The organism is Koromonas soli (assembly GCF_059726265.1).
Genome location: NZ_AP040872.1, coordinates 3038932 through 3058609, shown reverse-complemented (window position 1 = coordinate 3058609; position 19678 = coordinate 3038932). Strand labels below are relative to the sequence as shown.

Below are 19678 nucleotides of genomic sequence, written 5' to 3'. Positions count from 1 at the left end.
TAAGCTCCACGATTCCCTCGTAGCTCGTGGAACCATTCCCGGCCGCTCGTCGTACCATCGTCTATGTGGGGCGAACTCGTCCCTGGCTGCTTTTCAGCTTCTCCCCGCATCGGAGAAACTATCAACTGTCCACAACCTTTGAAGAAGAGGGTTTATGAGAAACGTTGTACTTTGCTTCGCGCTCTGCCTGGCTTCCGCCTCCGCCTTTGCGCAGCGACTCCCCGCATCTGCCGTCCCCAGCCATTACCAGATCACCTTCCAGCCCGAGTTCTCCAACAACACCTTCATCGGTGACGAGACCATCGACCTTCAGGTGCCTGCGCCCACGCGCACCATCACCCTCAACGCCGTCGATATCAAGTTCGATCGCGCCACCATCAGCTCCGCCGGAAAATCGCAAACCGCCAAGGTCACGCTTAACGCCGCGGATCAGATGGCCACGCTCACCTTCGACAGCGATATCCCCTCCGGCCCCGCCACGCTTGCCATTCATTACAGCGGAGCGCTCAATAGCAAATTGCGCGGCCTTTATCTAAGCCAGGGCACCAATCGCAAGTACGCGGTGACGCAGTTCGAGTCCACCAGCGCGCGCTGGGCCTTCCCCTCGTTTGACGAGCCTGCCTACAAAGCCACCTTCGACATTGCCGCCATCGTCGATACCGGAGACACTGCCATCTCCAACGGCAGCATCGTTTCCGACACGCCCGGCCCCGGCAACAAGCACACCATCAAGTTCAGCACCAGCCCCAAGATGTCCACCTACCTCGTCGCTCTCGCCGTCGGAGACTGGAAGTGCATCAGCGGCGAGCAGGATGGCATTCCTCTCCGCATCTGCTCCGTCCCCGGCAAGGAAGCGCAAGGAGCCTACGCCCTCGAAGCCACCAAGCACATCCTCGAGTTCTACGACCACTACTACGGCATCAAGTATCCGTTCAAGAAACTCGATCAGCTCGCCGTCCCCGACTTTGAAGCCGGAGCCATGGAAAACACGGGAGCCATCTTCTATCGCGAACCACTCTTGCTAGGCGATGAGAAAACCATGTCTGAAAATGCCAAGCAGAGCATCGCTTCTGTTATCGCGCACGAGATGGCGCACCAGTGGTTCGGTGATCTTGTAACGATGAATTGGTGGAATGACATCTGGCTCAACGAAGGCTTCGCCACCTGGATGGCCTCCAAGCCCGTCGAAGCATGGAAGCCCGAGTGGAAAGTGAATCTCGATCGCGTCCGCCGCAACAGCCAGTCGATGGATGTTGATTCCGTTCAGGCCACGCGCCCCATTCGCAATCAGGCCAGCACGCCCAAGGAGATCGACGCACTCTTCGACGGCATCGCCTACGGCAAAACCGCAGCCGTGCTCGATATGCTCGAGTCCTACCTCGGACGTGAAGAGTTCCGCAAAGGTGTCAGCAGCTATCTCTCCGCCCACGCTTACGCCAACGCCACCGCCGAAGATTTCTGGGGCGCAATGACTGCCTCTTCCGGCAAGCCCGTGGACAAGATCATGCCGTCATTCGTTACTCAGGCCGGAGTGCCCTTCGTCCAACTCGCATCGCAGTGCAACAACGGCACCACGAGCATTGAGGCCTCACAAAAGCGCTTCTTCTTTGATCCAAAGCTGTTCAACGCTTCCAGTGATTCCGTCTGGCAGATTCCGCTCTGCGTAAAAGTTGCCGGAGATAACACAGGCACTCAGCATTGCCAGCTCCTCAGCGCCGCGCAGCAGAGCTTCACTGTTCCCGGATGCGGCTGGGTATTGCCGAACGCCAACGCCGTCGGCTACTACCGCTACGGATACGATCCCGCGTCGTTGCAGCGCACCGGCACCAACCTCCAGCAGTCCTTCACTCCGGCCGAGCGTATCTCTTTGCTCAACGATGAGTGGGCACTCGTGCGTTCCGGCGTCCATCGCGTTCCCGACTACCTCTCGCTTCTCGAGAACCTTCGTCAGGATCACACTCGCGCTCTGGTAGAGGAAGCCGTTACGCGCCTCACCTACATCTACCGCTACCTGCTCACCGACTCCGACCGCCCGCAGTTTCAGGAGTTCGTGCGTTCCTACCTGCAACCCATGCTGAGCGAAACCGGAGTAGCCACTAAGCCGGGCGAAGCGCCTGAAACCGCATCGCTTCGTGCGCTCGCCTTCCGCACCCTCGGCAACATCGGCGAAGACCCCAAGATCATCGCCCAGAGCCGCGAACTGGCCAAGTCCTATATGGCTGATGCCAAGTCTGTCGAGCCCAACCTGGCGCAGGCTGCCATCCGCGTTGCCGCCGAGCACGGCGATGCACAACTCTACGAAGCCTTCCGCCGAAAGCTGAATAATGTGGGCAGTCCGCAGGAGTACTACACCTACTTCTACTCTCTCGCCAGTTTCCGCGATCCCGTCCTGCTGCGCCGCACCCTCGAGTGGACCCTCACTCCTGCCGTGCGCAATCAAGACCTGTATCTCACCGGCGCTGTCCTGCAAAGCGGCTTCGGCACCGAGCAGAGCTGGCAGTTTGTGAAGTCTCATTACGACGACTATAAGAAGAAGTCCACCGACCGTGGCCCGCGCTTCATCATCGACGCCACCAGTTCGTTCTGCGATCCCACCCTGCGCAAGGAAGCCGACCAGTTCCTCGCGCAGCATCCCGAACCCGGCACCGAGCGCGAACTTCGCGAAGCTCAGGAAACGTCAACCGGCTGCGTCGAAATGAAACAACGAAACGCCGCCCCCCTTGCTCAGTGGCTCACGCAACGCCGAGCCACCACCGCCTCCGGCCAGCAGTAAAGACCCTCTGCTTGCAGGCCTAAACAACGCTTCGCGCAAATGCTTTGTGCGAAGCGCTTGGTGCCCCACCTCTGCCCGTCTTTGGCAGAGGTGGGTGTTTTGCTGTTGCACTTGCCTTTTTATTTAGAGCGTCATCCTGAGGGTTGAAAGCCCTTGCTCTTTGGGTTGTTGCTTTTGTTTTTACGGTGTCATCCTGAGCGATGCGAAGGACCTCGGGTTGTTCTTGCTTTTGCTCTTGCTCTTGTTCTTGTTCTTGTTTTTGTTTGAGGTGTCATCCTGAGCGATGCGAAGGACCTCGGGGTTGCTCTTGTCCTTGCTCTTGCTCTTGTCCTTGCTCTTGCTCTTGCTCTTGTTCTTGCTCTTCTTTTGTTCTTGCTCTTGCTCTTGTTCTTGTTCTTGCTTTTGCTCTTAATGTGTCATCCTGAGCGCAGCGAAGGATCCCCGCCGCCTCTTGTATCTCTACCTCCGCCTCAGGTCACCAACCACCGACTTACCGCTTCCTCTCCGCCAGCACCTGCTCATACACACTGAGCATCCTTCTCACCGACGTTTCCCACGAAAACTTCTGCGCCTGCTCAATCCCGGCGGCCTTCATCCGATCGCGCAAACATTGATCCATCAGCACCCTCTGCAGCGCGCGGCTGATCTCAAACACGTTCTCCGGATTCACCAACAGTGCCGCATTCCCCACCACCTCCGGCAACGAAGAGGTGTTCGAAGCCACCACCGGAGTCCCATGTGCCATCGCCTCCAGAGGCGGCAATCCGAAACCTTCATAGAGCGACGGAAACACAAACACCTTCGCCATATCGAAAAAGATGCGCAGCACATCGATTGACACATATCCCAGGAAGCGCACATCGTGCTGCATCCCGCTGCGAATCACAGCGCGCCGTATATCAGGGTTTTTCGAAACCTCATCGCCGATAACAATCAGCTTCAGATCAGGAAACGCGCCCTCTTTCGCCAACTCCGCCTTCAGCGCCGAGAACGCCTCAATGATGCGCGCCACATTTTTGTGCGGACTGATGCGCCCCGCATACAGCAGAAAGGGCGAGTCCACCTGATATCGCCCGCGAATCATCTCCTGCTCGGCGCGTGTCGCGTGCCCGCGCCGGAAATTCTCATCGAGCGCGTTGTACACCACTTCGATCTTTTCCGGCTTCACGCCGAAATAGCGCGCCACATCGCGCTTTGTGAAATTCGAGACCGCGAAGATTCGCGCCGCATGATGCACCACCTGCTTTGTCATATACGAGTGCACCATGCGTCGCAGTCCGTTATTCGTGCGCGCCCGATACATATAGTCCAGCAGATCGTGAACCGTGACCACATAAGGAGCCCGCAACATGATCGGACGCCACGACACATGCGGCACATGTATCAGGTCCACCTCATGCGCACCGATCACCTTGTGCATCTCGAGATACGTGGCAAATGTCGCTTCAGGATTTTGCAGGGGTAGCAGATGAAAATTTTCCGGCAGCGAACCGAGTTGCTCGAACCGTTGCGCCGCACCCACCAGGTAGTATTCGTTCTTGGCGTCGATCTGGCCGAGGGTTCGCACGACATTACGGATGTAGGTCGCAAGACCAAACTCGTACATCCGCCGAACGTCGATCGCGATGCGCATGCGATAAGTGTACCCGAGCCGAGCAGGCAAGGAGGAATTCTACCGCCATTGACCAGAAGTGCATGGTCTGCGGCCTAACCGTTACCGAAGCGATAATCTTTGCAGCGTTACGCGCCCCATTTCACATTCCGATACTGCTTGCACTCACTCGTAAACGAAAAAAGCACGGCCGCAGCCGTGCTTTTCCCTGTACCAAAATCGAACTTACGCGTGCAGAGTCTCAGGCTCGTGCGCTTTTCTGCGCTCAGGATAAAGAGGGAACTGCTCGCAGAATTCGAACACCTGCCCACGGATTGCCTTCAGCGCCGCTTCATCTCCACGCTGTTCCAGCGCACGCGCGATCCATTGTCCCACCTGCTTCATCTCTGCTTCCTTCATGCCCCGCGTCGTCAGTGCCGGAGTCCCAACTCGAATGCCGCTCGGCTTCATCGGCGGATTCGTATCAAACGGAATCGCATTCTTGTTGACTGTGATTCCAGCCAGTCCCAGAGCCTTTTCCGCTTCACTGCCCAGCATTCCCTTGCTGAACACATCCACCAGCATCAGGTGAGTATCTGTTCCGCCCGAGATGATGCGATAGCCCTCGTCGGCCAGCGTCTTTGCCAACACTTTCGCATTCGCCACAATCTGCGCCGCATATTCCTTGAAGCTGGGCTGCATCGCTTCCTTGAAGCACACAGCCTTGGCGGCAACAATGTGAACCAGCGGTCCTCCCTGGCATCCCGGGAACACTGATTTATCAATGGCCGCAGCAAATTCCTGCTTGCTCAGGATCATGCCCGAGCGCGGTCCGCGCAGCGTTTTATGTGTTGTAGTCGTAACAATGTGCGCGTGCGGCACAGGCGAAGGATGCGCGCCACCAGCCACAAGTCCCGCGAAGTGTGCCATATCGACCAGATACAGCGCTCCGACTTTGTCTGCAATCTGTCGCATGCGAGCGAAGTCGATCGTGCGCGGGTACGCCGAGCCGCCGCCGATAATCAGCTTCGGCTGCTCACGCACGGCGATTGCTTCCATCTCGTCGTAATCCAGAGTCTCCGTCTCGCGCGTTACGCCATAGCTCACGACCTTATACGTTTTGCCGCTGAAGCTGAGCTTATGCCCGTGCGTTAGGTGGCCACCCATCGCGAGATCGAGTCCCATGATGGTGTCACCCGGCTGGATCACAGCCGCGTAAGCAGCCATGTTGGCCGAGGAGCCCGAGTGCGGCTGCACGTTTGCGTGCTCTGCGCCAAACAACTGCTTGGCGCGATCGCGTGCAAGATTTTCGACTACATCGGTGAACTCGCAACCGCCGTAGTAGCGCTTTGCGGGATAACCTTCGGCGTACTTGTTGGTGAAGACCGAGCCTGCTGCTTCGAGCACAGCTTCACTCACAAAGTTCTCTGAGGCAATCAGTTCGAGTCCCTCATGCTGACGGTTTTCCTCGTTGAAAATTGCCTGCGCGATCTCAGGGTCCACCGCGCTGAGCGGCCGCGACATAGTCGAATTAGACATAGGAGCTCCTATTGGACTGAATATATAGGGTACGACGGATAGGGCGCGGGTGAAAAGGGCAGGCGCGTTTACCGCCCTCCCAATGCCTGTTGAACTGCCTGTTCGAGCGGCATAACCATTGCGCCATATCCAGCGTAGCTCAGATGCACGCCGTCCACACTGAACTCCGGATGAAACGCCCCACTCGAGTTCGCAAGCGCGGTGAAGTAATCGAGATAGATGTGACTGTGTGTTGAGCAGTACTCGCGAATCCAGCGATTCACGGCCATGATTCGTGGTGTGGGCTGCATTCCAGGCGCCCACGGGTATTCGGCAACAGGCGTGATCGACGCGAGAATCACGCGAATACTGTGCAGTGTTGCCAACTCCGCCATTGTCTCCAGATTGTTCTGGATGTGCTCAAGCGCGACATCGCGAGCATCCATCGAGAGATCGTTTGTTCCCGCAAGAACTACAACTGCGGCAGGCTGAAGGTCGATCACGTCCTGACGGAAGCGGAGCAGAATTTGAGGTGTGATTTGTCCAGAGATGCCGCGATTGAAATATGGCTTGTCGTGAAAAAAGTCGCCCAACTCGGGGCCTTCTGGATTGGCCGTGTAACGCCATCCTTCGGTGATTGAGTCACCGATGAGCACAACGCGCGGATCTCCGGGCGACGGCGCTGCAAGTGCTGCATTGGCGCGACGGAAACGGTCGAGATCCGCCCAGTTCACGTAGAACTGGGAAAGCGCTTCCCAGTCGTTCGCGATCTCATGCCAGTCGGGAGTGTGGTCGTGCGACATCGCGAGCCGCGGCTAGATCGTGTGTGTCTTTTCGATTGCGTGAATCTTGTCGACGCGTCCAGAGTGACGGCCACCGGAGAACGGGGTGTCGAGCCAGATCTGCACGATATGCTTGGCCGCGCTTTCGTCGAGAATACGTGCACCGAGCGTGAGCACATTGAGGTTGTTGTGCTCGCGTGACATCTGAGCTTCGTATTCGCTGCAGATGTTGGCTGCGCGGACGCCGGGAACCTTATTGGCGGCGATCGCCATACCGATGCCGGAACCGCAGACGAGAATACCGCGTTCGGCGCGTCCTGCAGCGACGTCTTCAGCCACTTTGGCGGCGTAGTCGGGATAGTCCACCGAGTCCGAAGTGTTTGTGCCTTCGTCGATCACCTGATGACCGTGCTCCAACACGTACTGTCGAATTCGGCCTTTCAGGAGATATCCCGCGTGGTCAGCGCCTAAAGCGATTTTCATTTTTGTATTGTAACCGGAGTTGCTCTCCCGGTGGACAACTTCCTAAATAGCCGAATTCGGCAGTAGTTAATTTGTGTGCTCTTGCTTTCGCGGCTGGTACGCGCAGCATGGCTCTTCGGCGAAAGCATCTCCGGTCAGAGCGAATGCGCGGGCTCGCGAACCTCCGCAAATCTGCTTGTACTCGCAGCGGCCGCACTTTCCCTCGAGGTTGTTCGCGTCCCGCAAGCTTTGAAATAGAGGGCTTTCTCGGTACAGCTTCGACAAAGGTTCCTTGCGAACATTTCCAGCCGAGATTGGCAGGAAGCCGCTCGGAAATACTTCGCCTATGTGAGATACGAACGCAAATCCTTTGCCGTCGTTGATACCCTTCGGTGAGCGCCCGATTCCGTCCTCTGACGCTGTACCAAGCACTGGCGGAAGTTGCGCAGTCTGGCCCTGACGCTTGAGTTCGGTGCGGCGCTGCAGGAGATAGCGGCGATAGTGCTGTGCTTCGGTGCTCTTGATGTCGAACTTCACGCGTCGCGAGGTTTCATACAGCTTCGCAAAAACGTCCTCAAACTCCTCTGCCGAGATGAGGTCGATGTCCGATCCGCGGCCAGTTGGGACAAGAAAGAACACACTCCACAATGCGATGTCCAGTTCTTCGAGCAGATGGATAATGCTATCGAGGTGCTTGAGATTGTGACGCGTGATCGTGGTGTTGATCTGCACCGAAAGACCCAGTTCACGTGCCCAGCGCGCACCCTGAATCGTGAGATCAAACGAGCCTTTGACGCGCCGAAATCCATCATGAATTTCTGCTGTTGGGCCGTCGAGACTGATGGCGAGGCGTGCAAGACCATTTTCCTGCAGCCTGGCGATCGCTTCGCGTGTCAGCAGCGGAGTTGCACTAGGAGTCATGGAAGGGCGCAGTCCCTGGTTGGCAGCGTGGCTCACGAGTTCGTAGATGTCCGGGCGCTTTAGTGGATCTCCACCACTGATGACGAAAAGCGGCGCTTGCATCTTGGCAACATCGTCAATGAGCCGCTTAGCCTCCTCAGTTGAAAGCTCAAGCGGATTTCGTGCGGGCTGGGCGCAAGCCCTGCAATGAAGGCATGCCAAGTCGCAGGCCTGGGTGGCCTCCCAAATCACGAGGAAAGGTCGTTCATCAAAATCGATATTCATGAGTCTTGCCGGGCTGCTTATTGTCGCTGTTGTTGTCATCGCTGTCCCCACTGTGAGTTCAGTTTCGCATCCGAGTCGCACGGCCAAAATGACTTATGTCACGCCCGCACCGGCTACTTGATTTGCACCAATCGCGAGGGCGGCCGGGTGAGGAAGGTTGCAGCGAGGTTCGCGGCAAAGAGAGTCACCGCTGTGAGTTCGATAACGGCGGAAACAGGAAGAACTCTCCACGCACTGTGCGCTATTTCCTGATAAGCCAGCACTTCAGACGTCACGCGCAGAAAGCATCCGATGGTCAGTGTTGAAAGGGCAGCAGCCATCAGCCGAGGGCTATACAGCACGCGCATTCCGCTGAATGCGGGAAGAACGCGCTGTCCGATGGCGAAGACCATGGTTGAGACGAAGCCGACGGTTAACGCATGACGCGAGGCGCCCCAAATGCCGTCCGGGTGTGCGACGAAAGCAGCCCAGACCCCAAGCAAAGCAGCGACAACCAGCCATGCATACGCAAGTCGAACGAAATAAGGGAATGAGCTATGTATGCCGTGTGTCTTCGCCTGCTGTATTGCAGGGAATGCCACCCTGAGTGCAAGTAGCGAGAGAATGGAGGAGGCAAGCAGAAGCAACACTGCCACACGGAACAGTCCAAACATCGCCAGCAAAACCCCCAGGGAGTTCACGCTGATGAGGACGATAAGGCCGCGCTCGCAGGCAGGCCGCAGTCCGACAAAGACCGGGAGCCAACGCGCGCTGAATCCCCAGACAAACGGAACCATGAATCCCCAAGCCATTAACACAAGGAAACGTTGATCAAAGCCCGGCTGAAGTGCGGGCGCTGTTGCATGCAAAGCCGCATCGATGGCACCGACGAGGTTTGCTATCAACGTCGCGAGCAGTCCAATCGTTCCCGCTATTACGACGAGTATCCAGCGAGCAAGTTTAGGGCGAGTGCCAGAATTTTCAGCGGGACGATGTGATGAAACTGTCTTGAAGAAAAGTGCGAATGCCAGCAGTTCAAGAGTCGCAGAGATTGGGAACACGATGCGCCAATGCCATTCGTAAACCGTGGCTGACCAGCGTAGCAGCACTCCGGCGGTCCACATCGCCCAGCAGGCCCATGCTTCCCCCATTGCAAACGGCTTCGCGCTGCGCATTTTCGGAATGGAATAGAAGCCGATTCCGAGGATGAATGTGCCGATCCAACCGAACACCTGTGCATGTCCGTGCGCTTGAATCCACGCGGGGGAAACGGAATCGGCTGCGTGCTTCCCACTGATAGACAGCAGGTTCCACACGCCCAGGAATGTTCCGGGCAACAGCATGAAGGCGAGTCCCGTGCCGATGTATGTCATCACCATGCGAGCGAGTGCAACTTCGCGTCGCTTAGTCTCTGCGACTCGGTTATCGAGAGAAGAATTGAGATTGGCAAGATTCGCTTCGTGTGCCGCCATGGGAGAACTCCTGATTAATCCTGGCTAAAGCCTAGCCAGGATCAGGCGCGGCAGCGATGACTAACGTCACTCGCAGGGAACGAAGAGTTCTGTGTGAAAGCGAGCTTGGATTCCAGGGACTCGGGACGGAAACGCAAACCACGATGGATCAATGAATTTCAGGAGGCGGAACTCTGCTCAGAGTTGATTCTCAAACACTTGGTCGCTCTTCACCGCCTGTGTCGTTAAGTTTCTTCTTCGTCGGCTGGAGTTGCGCTGGTACGGGAGTCCTTTTGCCTGGCCTCTGACCCAGGTGGTTCACGGAAAGGCTCTATCGAAATGCGCTCATAAGAGACTTCCAGCACTGTCAGGTATTCTGTGCCGCCCGGCGCGTGGAGAACTACGCTGTCGCCCTCTGTCGACTTCATCAATGCGCGCGCCAGAGGTGACATCCAGCTGATGTGGTTACGTTCGAGATCGACCTCGTCTGCGCCCACAATGCTCACCACTCGTTCGGCTCCGGCGGCACTGGCATAGCGCACGGTCGCTCCAAAGTATGCCCTCGCCTGCGCTTGGGCTGATCGCGGAGCTTCCGGGTCCACTACTTCCGCTGCTTCGATTCGCTTCGACAGAAAGCGGATCCGCCCATCGATCTGCCGCAGCCGCCGCTTGGCGTACTGATAGTCGGCGTTTTCGCTGCGGTCGCCGTTGCTGGCAGCCCACGCCACCACCTCTACAACGGCCGGGCGTTCCCTGGTGAGCAGAAACCGGTGCTCATCTTTGAGGCGCTGCAGCCCGCTCGGCGTTATGTAGTTCTTTACGCGCGTCGCGGGCTCGTTCTCTTGTGGCTTTCTCGTAAATCCTTTTCGCATTTCGCAGGTGTTCCCAGTAGGTGCCCAATCGAACGCAGATGAACGGCGAGAATATACTCAAGGTCGTCCGCTTTTACGGCTCATCTGCGACCTTAACTGATTCTTTCACGTCCCCGCGTGTTGTTGAAACGGTGATAACAGAACGGGAAGCAAAGAAGGTAAAAGAAGAGAATGCAGCACCCAAACGCCTACGCGATGGGGCGGGGCGAACCGCGGGAAACCTGTTTGAGAACCCCAGACGTCGAGACCGGCTGATCTGGGTGGAAGTTACTGAAGAAAATGGTCGGGGAGAGAGGATTTGAACCTCCGACCCCCTGGTCCCGAACCAGGTGCTCTACCAGGCTGAGCCACTCCCCGACTGACGCGGTTGCGCGTTGTTTGGATTATAACAGAGCAGCAAGCCTGCGCAAAAAGCCCGCTGTGCATTTCCGCGCTTGCGCAAACTCTGCGCAGGGGAAGTGGTCCAGAAAGCGATGCCGTTGCTCTGGCGCTGACGCGGTTTAGGCTCCTAGTTTGCCGAGTCCGATGCCGATGATGTATGTGACGACGCCTTCTACGGCTCCGACAACGGTCATCTCCATGCCGCTACCAAACCAGGAGCGCACGGTGATGAGCGACTTCGCAGCACCTACCGCAAAGTGAGCAACCAGCGACACGATGGCCGAGGCAATCACCGCCGGATAGCCGTTCATGAAGAAAAATGGAATGATCGGAATGAATGCTCCAACTGCAGTCGAGAGCGCACCAGACATCGCAGAAGTCACAGGATTACTCAAGGCCTCTTCTGTCAGGTTCAATCGCTCGGCCGCCAGGGCTCGCAGCATTTGCTCCGGCTTTTTAGCAATGTGATCCACCACGCGGTCGGCGTCTTCCTGCGGAAGTCCCTTCACCTGGTAGTAGAGCGACAGCAGTTCGCGGGCTTCAAGGCCGTTCATCTCCATGGCTTCGCGTTCACGGGCGAGCTCTGCTTCGTAGATTTCGGCTTCGCTCTTGGCGGCGAGATACGCACCGGAGCCCATGGACAGGGCGCTGGCTACCATGCCGGCGATTCCCGCCAGCAGCACGTATCTGGAGTTTCCCAGGGTTGCACCGGAGACGCCGGACACGATACCGAAGATGGCGCCGAGTCCGTCGTTTACTCCGTAGATTGCATCGCCGATCCATCCCGCGGCCTGCTTGCCGGAATTGGAACGCTTTGCCAACAGCTCGGCGATTTCTGCCTTCGGGTCGGCTTTGATTTCAGCTACGGCCGATGCAGGATAGTGTTCGCGGATGAGGCTACCGAGTTCGCGATAGTGCTCCTGCTCGTCTTCGATTACCTGGTTGAGGATGGCAACGCTCGGTTCGTCGCCGAGTTCTTCGAGTTGCTTGCCATAGCGCGCGATGTCGCGGCTCTCATCGATTTCCAGGCGGCGCAACGCCATGCCCGCACCACCGACGCGGCTGGCTAGAGTGTCGGCATCGCCTCCGGCAGGACCGTCATACTGCGGCGCGTCTCCGCCAAGCTCGACGATGCGCTTGGCCCACATGGACGCATGGCGCGCTTCGGCCTCTGCCAGATTGCGCAGGATGCGTCTGCGGATGGGGTCGTGATCCCTTTCAGAAAACGCGTTGTAGGTGTGGAAGCCGCGCATTTCGGCTTGCCAGTTCTGGGCAAGCGCGTGCAGAACTCTCTCTCGTGCGCCATTTTTCATCACCGGCCATCATACAATCGGCACACAAGCCGGGACAATGCAGCATTGCGCACGAGAGGGTTCTATTTCCCGCCGGGCCTCACCATCTTGGCTGGGTCCACGATGCGGTCAAAATCTTGTTCACTGATGTAGCCAAGCTCCAGCGCGGCAGCCTTCAAGGTCGAGTCTTTCTCGGCGGCGTGATGGGCGATTTCGCTGGCCTTGTCGTAACCGATTACAGGGGCGAGAGCGGTTACCAGCATCAATGACCGCTCCACGTACTCCTTAAATTTGGCGACATTTGGTTTCGTGCCCTCGATCAGGAAACGACGGAAGTTCGTGCAGCCGTCTGCAAGAATCGTGATCGACTGGAGGATGTCGTGGATCATGAGCGGCTTGTAAACGTTCATTTCGAGATAGCCGCCTGCTCCACCCAAGCCCACTGCCACGTCATTTGCCATTACTTGGACGGCGATCATGGTGAGCGCCTCGACCTGCGTAGGGTTCACTTTTCCGGGCATGATGGATGAGCCGGGCTCGTTCTCCGGGATCATCAACTCCGCGAATCCAGCACGTGGACCGCACGACATCAGACGAATATCGTTGGCAATCTTGTAGAGAGAAACGGCGGTGGTGCGCAGCGTTCCTGAGAGATGAACGAGAGCGTCGTGTGAGCCCTGCACAGCGAACTTGTTTGGCGCCGTGATGAAGGGCAGTCCTGTGATGCTCGCGATCTCGGCCGCCGCTGCTTCGGCGAAACCTTCGGCTGCGTTGATACCGGTGCCCACTGCGGTACCGCCAAGTGCTAGTTGATATACGCCTGTGAGCGCATTCTTAATTCGGACGAGGTCATCGGCAAGCAACGCTGCGTATCCCGACCACTCCTGTCCAAGTGTCAGCGGAGTCGCATCCTGCATGTGGGTGCGCCCGATCTTAATGATGTCCTTCCATTCCTCGGCTTTCGCAGCAATGGAGTCGTGAAGAGACTGCACGGCTGGGATGAGTCGCTGTTTGGTGGCCATTGCCGATGCGATGTACATTGCCGCCGGGAAGGTATCGTTGGATGACTGGGACATGTTTACATGATCGTTGGGGTGCACGGGGTCTTTGCTGCCCAGAGGCTTTCCTGTGATCTGTGAACTGCGATTCGCGATGACCTCGTTCATGTTCATGTTGAATTGCGTGCCGCTGCCGGTCATCCAGACGTGCAGCGGAAACATTTCCTGATGCTGTCCTGCGAGGATTTCATCGCACACCCGAACAATGAGCTGGTGCGCTTGATCGCTCAGACGATGGCCGGCGTGATTGGCATTGGCCGAAGCCTTCTTCAGGATGGCGTATGCGGTGATCATCTCACGCGGAATCAGATCGTGTCCGATGCTGAAGTACTCGATGGACCTCTGCGTTTGCGCACCCCACAACTTATCAGCTGGGACCGCGATTTCGCCCATGCTGTCGCGTTCTTTTCGCGTCTCGTTCATCTCTTGCTCACCTTCAGAACATTATGCGAACCGCTCACACCTCCGAGTTGGGTGCATGTGTTCGCAGTTCCGTTGTGTCGTGGTCGTTGAAAACGAAAACGCACCCAGGTGGGCGCGTTTCGCTGAGCAGGGCTCGAGGGTATGGATTAGAAGTCCTTCCGCAGATCCATGCCCTTGTACATGCCGGCCACGAATTCCCCATAGCCGTTGAACATCAAGGTGTCGCGCCGGAAGAGTTCGCCGATGCGGCGCTCCTTAGCCTGGCTCCATCGCGGATGATCCACCTGCGGATTCACATTGGAATAGAACCCGTATTCGTGCGCATTGGCCTCGTTCCAACTGGTAACGGGCATCTTGTCCGTCAGGGTGATTCTCACGATGGACTTGGCGCTCTTGAAACCGTACTTCCAGGGGACGACGACGCGCACCGGCGCGCCGTTCTGATTGGGCAACGCTTCACCGTAGAGGCCAACCGTGAGTAGTGTTAGCGGATTCATTCCCTCATCAAGTCGGAGACCCTCTTTATATGGCCAGTTCAGCACGTCGCGCTGCTGCCCAGGAAGTTCGCTTGGTCGCGAGACACTGGCGAAGGCAACGAACTTTGCCTGTGATGTAGGCTCGACTCGGTCCAGAAGCGCCTTCAAGGGAAAGCCCGTCCATGGAATCACCATCGACCACCCTTCGACGCAGCGATGGCGATAGACACGTTCTTCGAGTGGCGCCAGTTTCAGCAGGGAGTCGTAATCAAGCTTCAGCGGTTTCTTCACGAGTCCATCGACCTGCACCGTCCAGGGAAGGGGATGGAAGCCCCCGGCAAGTTTTGCAGGCCCTTCCTTATCCGTCGAGAGCTCGTAGAAATTGTTGTAATGTGTTACGTCCTGCACCGGAGTGAGCTTCTCTCCGGTGGTGCTGATGGAGCTCTTTGTTGCCGGCAATCTGGTTCCGGCGAGCGCTGCCATAGCGGGCGAAAACAGCTCGAGCAGTTTCTCTGTCGAGAGCGCGGCGGCGCCGAAACCAGCGGCTGCGGCCAGAAAGCGCCGACGGTCGAGGTACAGAGACTTTGGGGTGATTTCGGAAGACTTTGACTGGTTAAATCTGAATTTCACGGCTGAGACCCTCAATCGTGCTGCCTGTCCAAGGGTTCGATTAGGAATGGAGCGGAAAAGTTACAGCTAATTAGCCTGCCGGAGGAGGATCAGGACTTCTTCAGCTCGACCAGGACCTGTCGGGCGATCTCTTTGAGAGTCTCGAATACACCCATTCCTTGGGAGGCGACGGACTCAAACGTGGGTTCGTCGCGTCGCGCGAGCTGGCGCTTCATCTCGTCCACCGAGAGCACGTTGGGCAGATCGCGCTTGTTGAATTGCAGCACATAAGGAATGGTGGCGAAATCGTAGCCATGTTCCTTGAGGTTGTCGACCAAGTTGTCGAGAGCCTCGACATTGGCATCGGCACGCTCTGCCTGCGAGTCGGCGACGAATACCACGCCATCCACTCCGCGCAGGATCAGCTTGCGCGAAGCATCATAGAACACCTGTCCGGGAACGGTGTAGAGGTGGAAACGGGTCTTGAAGCCGCGAATTGTTCCCAAGTCGAGCGGAAGAAAGTCGAAGAACAGCGTGCGATCCGTTTCGGTCGCAAGCGAGATCATTTTGCCCTTCTGCTGCTCGCCTGTTTTGTCGAAAATGTGCTGCAGGTTCGTCGTTTTGCCACCGAGGCCGGGGCCGTAATAGACGATTTTGCAGTTGATCTCGCGCGCAGCGAAGTTGATGAAGCTCAATGATGCCTCTTGCGGGGCCCCGAGCGGCACCAAGATGCCACAATCGGTCGCATACACCGTATGCGCGGGGGTTTCCGATTCGCCTGCTCCGAACAGAGCAGATAGTTGGGTTATACCACATCGGAAGGGCTATCTAACTGTAAACATTGTGACCCGGTGCCATCCTGAGTACTACGCCCAATGCCGAAAATGATAAACGCTGGATAGTTCGCCAACTGAAAAAAACGCCCCGGAGCGTCTCATACCCGGGGCGATCTTAGGGAATGCTTATTTCTGCGGTACTGGGTAATAGCCGTCGCGCGCATACACCTTCAGGCTCGTGCCGTAGCCGCTTACACGCACTTCGATTTTGCGGTAAGTAGTCGATTTCGTTGCGTCGGTGTTGTACACCAGCGTGTACTGACTGCGCGCTTCTTCCATGGCGCTGCCGTAGGCGGACTCGACAGCTTCGGATGTGAACTCCCGGAAGATTTCGCCACCCGTCGCCGACGCGAACTTTGGCAGCACGTTGCTGTAGCCCTGACGGGGGAGATGGATCTTCGATAGCTTGTTGTAGCCGGGAATCGCCGCAGCATCCACGGCAACGCCGTACACGCTGACATTGTTCGTGAGCAATACCTTAAGCACGTCCTTGTAGCTGGCGCGGGAACCATATTCGCGTCCGTCCGAGACGATGAAGATCACGCGACGACGTGCCTTGGCGCGGCGGCCAAGATCCTGTGCTGCCTGCAGCAGGGCGTCGTTGAGCACACGCGAAGGCTCGGCATCCTTGGGCGGCGCGTTCTCAATCGCATTTCGCTGTTGACCAGGATCGAAGCCCCGTCCGTTCACCGAAGGGCCGACAGTCATGGGATTGTAGGCGGCTGGCCCGGCGTTGCGGCCCTCGACCTGCTGCACTCTCGCAAGAGTATGGGTCGTCGTGTCGCCGAAAGCTGAGACAAAGTCTTGTTGCTGTCGCACGGTGTTGCCATAGGTATAGATCGAGACTTCATCGAACTGGCTGAAGGCTCCGGTCAGGGCTCCGAAGGTTTCTTTCACCTTGCGAAGCGCGATCTCGGGCATACCGATATCCACGATGATTGCCGCGGAGACGGGGAAGGGATCGCTGCTGAAGAAGGTGATTCTCTGCTTCACGCCATCTTCATATACGGAAAAATTGTCGATGGTCAGGCCGGGGAACAGCCGTCCGTTGGCGTCCTTCACCGTGACCGGCACGGGAATCGCGTTGACGTTGACGACGATTGTTCCCATGTTGTCGTAGCCACTGCTGGTCGAGTTCGCTTTGCGATTGGAGGGGACCACGCGGCCGGTATTTGGGTTGCGAACCGGGGTGGCATTCTCATTTTCGGCTTCGGCAGCGGTGTCAGCCGAGCTTACTTCTCCTGCCGTGGACTGGCCAACTCCGGCGGGAGGAATCGGCGTCTGGGCCTTGGGCGCATCGGGCAAAGACTGCGGCGCCGGTTGCGGCTTAGGGGCGTCCGGTAGGGACTGCTGGGCAAACAACACCAGAGATGTGAAAAGAAGAATCGGAAGCAAAATGGCCAAACACCGTGGGCGGTGCATCCTGGTACCCTCCGCAGAGCTCAACTCCGGATTCAGAATTGCCAATCCGCAAGTCGCATTGCATTTGACGTTGCCAAAATACCCTCGATGGCAACTAATCATAGTAGTGCTTTAGTCACGTACCGAAGCTACGTACATACTAGACTAACGTTGCACGAGTCGAGAAGCTATGCTCACCCTAAGGCAAGTCAGAATACCCGCGATTCTCGCATTCGCTGTCTGTTTGATGTCGTCGAGCGCGGTACAGGCGCAGCGCCCGCCGAAAGAGCCACCGAAGGCTTCGAATGCGCCAGACGACAACGGCTACTCCCTGCCCGAAACGCCAAGGCTGAAGGACAAGACAGCGGACCAGGATGAGCCGGTCGCAATCTTCAAGGCCAACGTTCAACTGGTGAGCCTGTACTTCAATGTGAAGGACAAGCATGGTGCGCTTATTCCGAATTTGAAGAAAGAGGATTTCCAGATTTCCGAGGATGGCAAGCCGCAGACGATCAAGTATTTCGCTGCGGAGTCGAACCAGCCTCTCACGCTCGGGCTGCTGATCGATACCAGCGGCAGCCAGACACGCGTGCTGCCGATGGAGCAGGAAGTGGGAGCGGCATTCCTGCGCGATGTCCTAACATCCAAGGATCTGGCGTTTCTGATCAATTTCGATATCGACGTTGAACTGCTGACGGATTACACGAATGACACTGCGCGTCTGCGTCGAGCACTGGATAAAACCCGCATCAACGATGGCGGCGGAAGCGGCGCTGGAGGAATTGCCGGCGCTGGGCAGGGTACGATTCCGGTTCTGCGGCCCAAGGGAACGCTGCTCTATGACGCCGTTTACCTGGCGGCCAACGACAAGCTGCAAAAAGAAACCGGCCGCAAAGCAATGGTACTGCTGACCGACGGTGGCGATCAGGGAAGCCAGGAAACACTGGCCAACGCTATTGAAGCCGCTCAGCGCTCCGAAGTCATCGTTTACGTGATTATGATCGCCGACCGCGCCAATTTCATGCCGGGCGATCACGAGATGCATAAACTGGCGGAGCAAACAGGCGGGCGCGTGATTGACGTGGGCAACGATCCCAAGAAGCTGCGGAAAGCCTTCGACGAGATCGGCACCGAGCTTCGCAGCCAATACATGATCGGCTATGTCCCAACCAATACGGCGGCGGATGGGAAGTATCGCAAGCTCGAGCTGAAGACTATCAGTTCCGATTACAAAGTGCAGGCCCGGAAGGGATATTACGCGCCCAAGGATTAACTTGAGCGCGTTTGCCTATTGTTTGTGGGTCGGCGCGTAGTATCCCTTGCGCGCGCGAATCTTGACGTTGGGGCGACGCGGGGCATCGATCGAGATCGAGCGATAGCGCCCATCCTGCTCGAAATTCTGCGGCTTATACGCAATCACATATTGGCTGCGCAGCTCGTCCTGGATTTCGGCGAACGCATTCGCGACTTCCTCCAAACGCAGCGGGAAGAAGACCCTTCCGCCTGTTGCCTCGGCATAACGCATCAGGACCTTGTCACCCTTTTTGTCTGAATCGGTGATATTGGTGCTGATCACGTAGATGATCACTTCGGCTCGAAGCGCGGCCTCGATGGCTTCTTCGCGAGTGTGGCGGCTTTGGTTGTCGTCTCCATCGCTCAGCAGGATGATGGCTCGGCGTGAAGGGCCGCGAATAGGCGCCTTGGCCAGTTTCTCGCTCGCCTGGAAGATGGCGTCGTGCAGAGCCGTGCCACCGCCCGGACGCAGAACGCGTACGCCATGGGCAAGCGCGTCCGTGTTGTCCGTGAAATCTTGTGTGAGGTCACTCAGGGAGTCAAAGCCGATGACGAAGGCACGGTCTGACTTCGGACGCACAACCTGATGGAGGAATTCCACCGCGGCATCCTGCTCGAAGCGGAAACGATCACGAATCGAATTGCTGGCATCGACCAGCAGGCCTACTCGCAGCGGGAGCCCTGTTTCGCTTTCGAATGCGTCGATGCGAACCGGTGCCTTGCCCTCGTCCAGAAGCCGAACGTCATCTTTCTTCAGGTCCTTGATGAAGCGGCCATGTTTGTCCGTCGCAGTGAAGATCAGATCGACGAGATCGACCTCGACGCCGATGCGATAGACGCCGGGATCAGATTCCTGCAACGACGAGGACTTCTGCGATTTCTGCGCGGGAGCGTCGTCGGAAACATCTGGAAGCAGGGTCGAATCCGCCTCAGATTTCGTGTTCTGCGGGGAGCTGTCGCTGGGCTTTGTCTGCGGTTCCTGCTGTGGGGCGGTGCTCGCCGTGCTCTCGGCGGTGGCCGGAGGTGCCGCTGGCGGGAGCGTGCTCAAACCACTTTCCTCGGTCGTCGCAGGTGCGGGCTGTGCCGGTTTCTCCGGCGGCTTGGCCGGAGCGCCCGGGAATCGGGGCTGCACAGTGGAAGGAGCTGACGGCAGATCCTGAGTGCTCTGTGCCCATGCCGCGGAACTAAGCAATAGGACGGCGCTAAACAGGGCAGATACCAGCTTTGTCATATGCTCAAGTGTATAACGGGCAGGCAAAACTCTGGACAGGTAACGTTCGTTCCATGGCCGCAACA

At 57.4% G+C, this 19678-nt stretch carries 15 protein-coding genes and 1 tRNA gene; 2 read left to right on the top strand and 14 right to left on the bottom strand.

Annotated elements, in window-relative coordinates; translation table 11 throughout:
* Window positions 1-154: 154 nt before the first annotated feature.
* On the top strand, window positions 155-2773 hold the full coding sequence (locus AC6IY8_RS13360; RefSeq protein WP_497775018.1) for a M1 family metallopeptidase: 2619 nt from the start codon (window positions 155-157) through the stop codon (window positions 2771-2773).
* Window positions 2774-3263: 490 nt separating this feature from the next.
* On the opposite strand, the gene AC6IY8_RS13355 is transcribed toward AC6IY8_RS13360, so the two are convergent.
* From AC6IY8_RS13355 to AC6IY8_RS13295, 13 genes are all read right to left on the bottom strand, one after another.
* Entirely contained in the window at window positions 3264-4436 is a 1173-nt protein-coding gene (locus tag AC6IY8_RS13355) for a glycosyltransferase family 4 protein (protein ID WP_497775017.1), read from the bottom strand.
* A gap of 174 nt (window positions 4437-4610) precedes the next feature.
* The gene (gene glyA, locus AC6IY8_RS13350) at window positions 4611-5903 is read right to left on the bottom strand and encodes a serine hydroxymethyltransferase (RefSeq protein WP_497775016.1); all 1293 of its coding nucleotides are present in this window, start codon (window positions 5901-5903) and stop codon (window positions 4611-4613) included.
* 68 nt (window positions 5904-5971) lie between these two features.
* Window positions 5972-6685, bottom strand: a complete 714-nt coding sequence (locus AC6IY8_RS13345; protein WP_497775015.1) for a GDSL-type esterase/lipase family protein — start codon at window positions 6683-6685, stop codon at window positions 5972-5974.
* A gap of 12 nt (window positions 6686-6697) precedes the next feature.
* The gene (rpiB, locus tag AC6IY8_RS13340; RefSeq protein ID WP_497775014.1) at window positions 6698-7147 is read right to left on the bottom strand and encodes a ribose 5-phosphate isomerase B; all 450 of its coding nucleotides are present in this window, start codon (window positions 7145-7147) and stop codon (window positions 6698-6700) included.
* A 66-nt stretch (window positions 7148-7213) separates the two neighbouring features.
* Entirely contained in the window at window positions 7214-8311 is a 1098-nt protein-coding gene (locus tag AC6IY8_RS13335; RefSeq protein ID WP_497775013.1) for a TIGR04053 family radical SAM/SPASM domain-containing protein, read from the bottom strand.
* Between the two features lie 113 nt (window positions 8312-8424).
* The gene (locus tag AC6IY8_RS13330) at window positions 8425-9762 is read right to left on the bottom strand and encodes an NnrS family protein (RefSeq protein WP_497775012.1); all 1338 of its coding nucleotides are present in this window, start codon (window positions 9760-9762) and stop codon (window positions 8425-8427) included.
* A 224-nt stretch (window positions 9763-9986) separates the two neighbouring features.
* Complete coding sequence (gene greB, locus AC6IY8_RS13325) at window positions 9987-10613, bottom strand: transcription elongation factor GreB (protein ID WP_497775011.1); 627 nt, start codon at window positions 10611-10613, stop codon at window positions 9987-9989.
* 280 nt (window positions 10614-10893) lie between these two features.
* Window positions 10894-10970, bottom strand: a tRNA-Pro gene (locus tag AC6IY8_RS13320).
* A 143-nt stretch (window positions 10971-11113) separates the two neighbouring features.
* On the bottom strand, window positions 11114-12307 hold the full coding sequence (locus AC6IY8_RS13315; protein WP_497775010.1) for a VIT1/CCC1 transporter family protein: 1194 nt from the start codon (window positions 12305-12307) through the stop codon (window positions 11114-11116).
* Between the two features lie 62 nt (window positions 12308-12369).
* Window positions 12370-13767, bottom strand: coding sequence for a class II fumarate hydratase (gene fumC, locus AC6IY8_RS13310; RefSeq protein WP_497775009.1), 1398 nt, complete (start codon window positions 13765-13767; stop codon window positions 12370-12372).
* 146 nt (window positions 13768-13913) lie between these two features.
* The gene (gene msrP, locus AC6IY8_RS13305; RefSeq protein ID WP_497775008.1) at window positions 13914-14873 is read right to left on the bottom strand and encodes a protein-methionine-sulfoxide reductase catalytic subunit MsrP; all 960 of its coding nucleotides are present in this window, start codon (window positions 14871-14873) and stop codon (window positions 13914-13916) included.
* Between the two features lie 89 nt (window positions 14874-14962).
* A complete protein-coding gene (locus AC6IY8_RS13300; protein ID WP_497775007.1) occupies window positions 14963-15547 on the bottom strand; it encodes a GTP-binding protein in 585 nt (194 codons plus the stop codon).
* Window positions 15548-15814: 267 nt separating this feature from the next.
* On the bottom strand, window positions 15815-17092 hold the full coding sequence (locus AC6IY8_RS13295; protein ID WP_497775006.1) for a VWA domain-containing protein: 1278 nt from the start codon (window positions 17090-17092) through the stop codon (window positions 15815-15817).
* 244 nt (window positions 17093-17336) lie between these two features.
* Between AC6IY8_RS13295 and AC6IY8_RS13290 the strand changes: the two genes are divergently transcribed.
* A complete protein-coding gene (locus tag AC6IY8_RS13290) occupies window positions 17337-18362 on the top strand; it encodes a VWA domain-containing protein (protein ID WP_497775005.1) in 1026 nt (341 codons plus the stop codon).
* 15 nt (window positions 18363-18377) lie between these two features.
* On the opposite strand, the gene AC6IY8_RS13285 is transcribed toward AC6IY8_RS13290, so the two are convergent.
* The gene (locus AC6IY8_RS13285) at window positions 18378-19613 is read right to left on the bottom strand and encodes a VWA domain-containing protein (RefSeq protein ID WP_497775004.1); all 1236 of its coding nucleotides are present in this window, start codon (window positions 19611-19613) and stop codon (window positions 18378-18380) included.
* Between the last annotated feature and the right edge of the window lie 65 nt (window positions 19614-19678).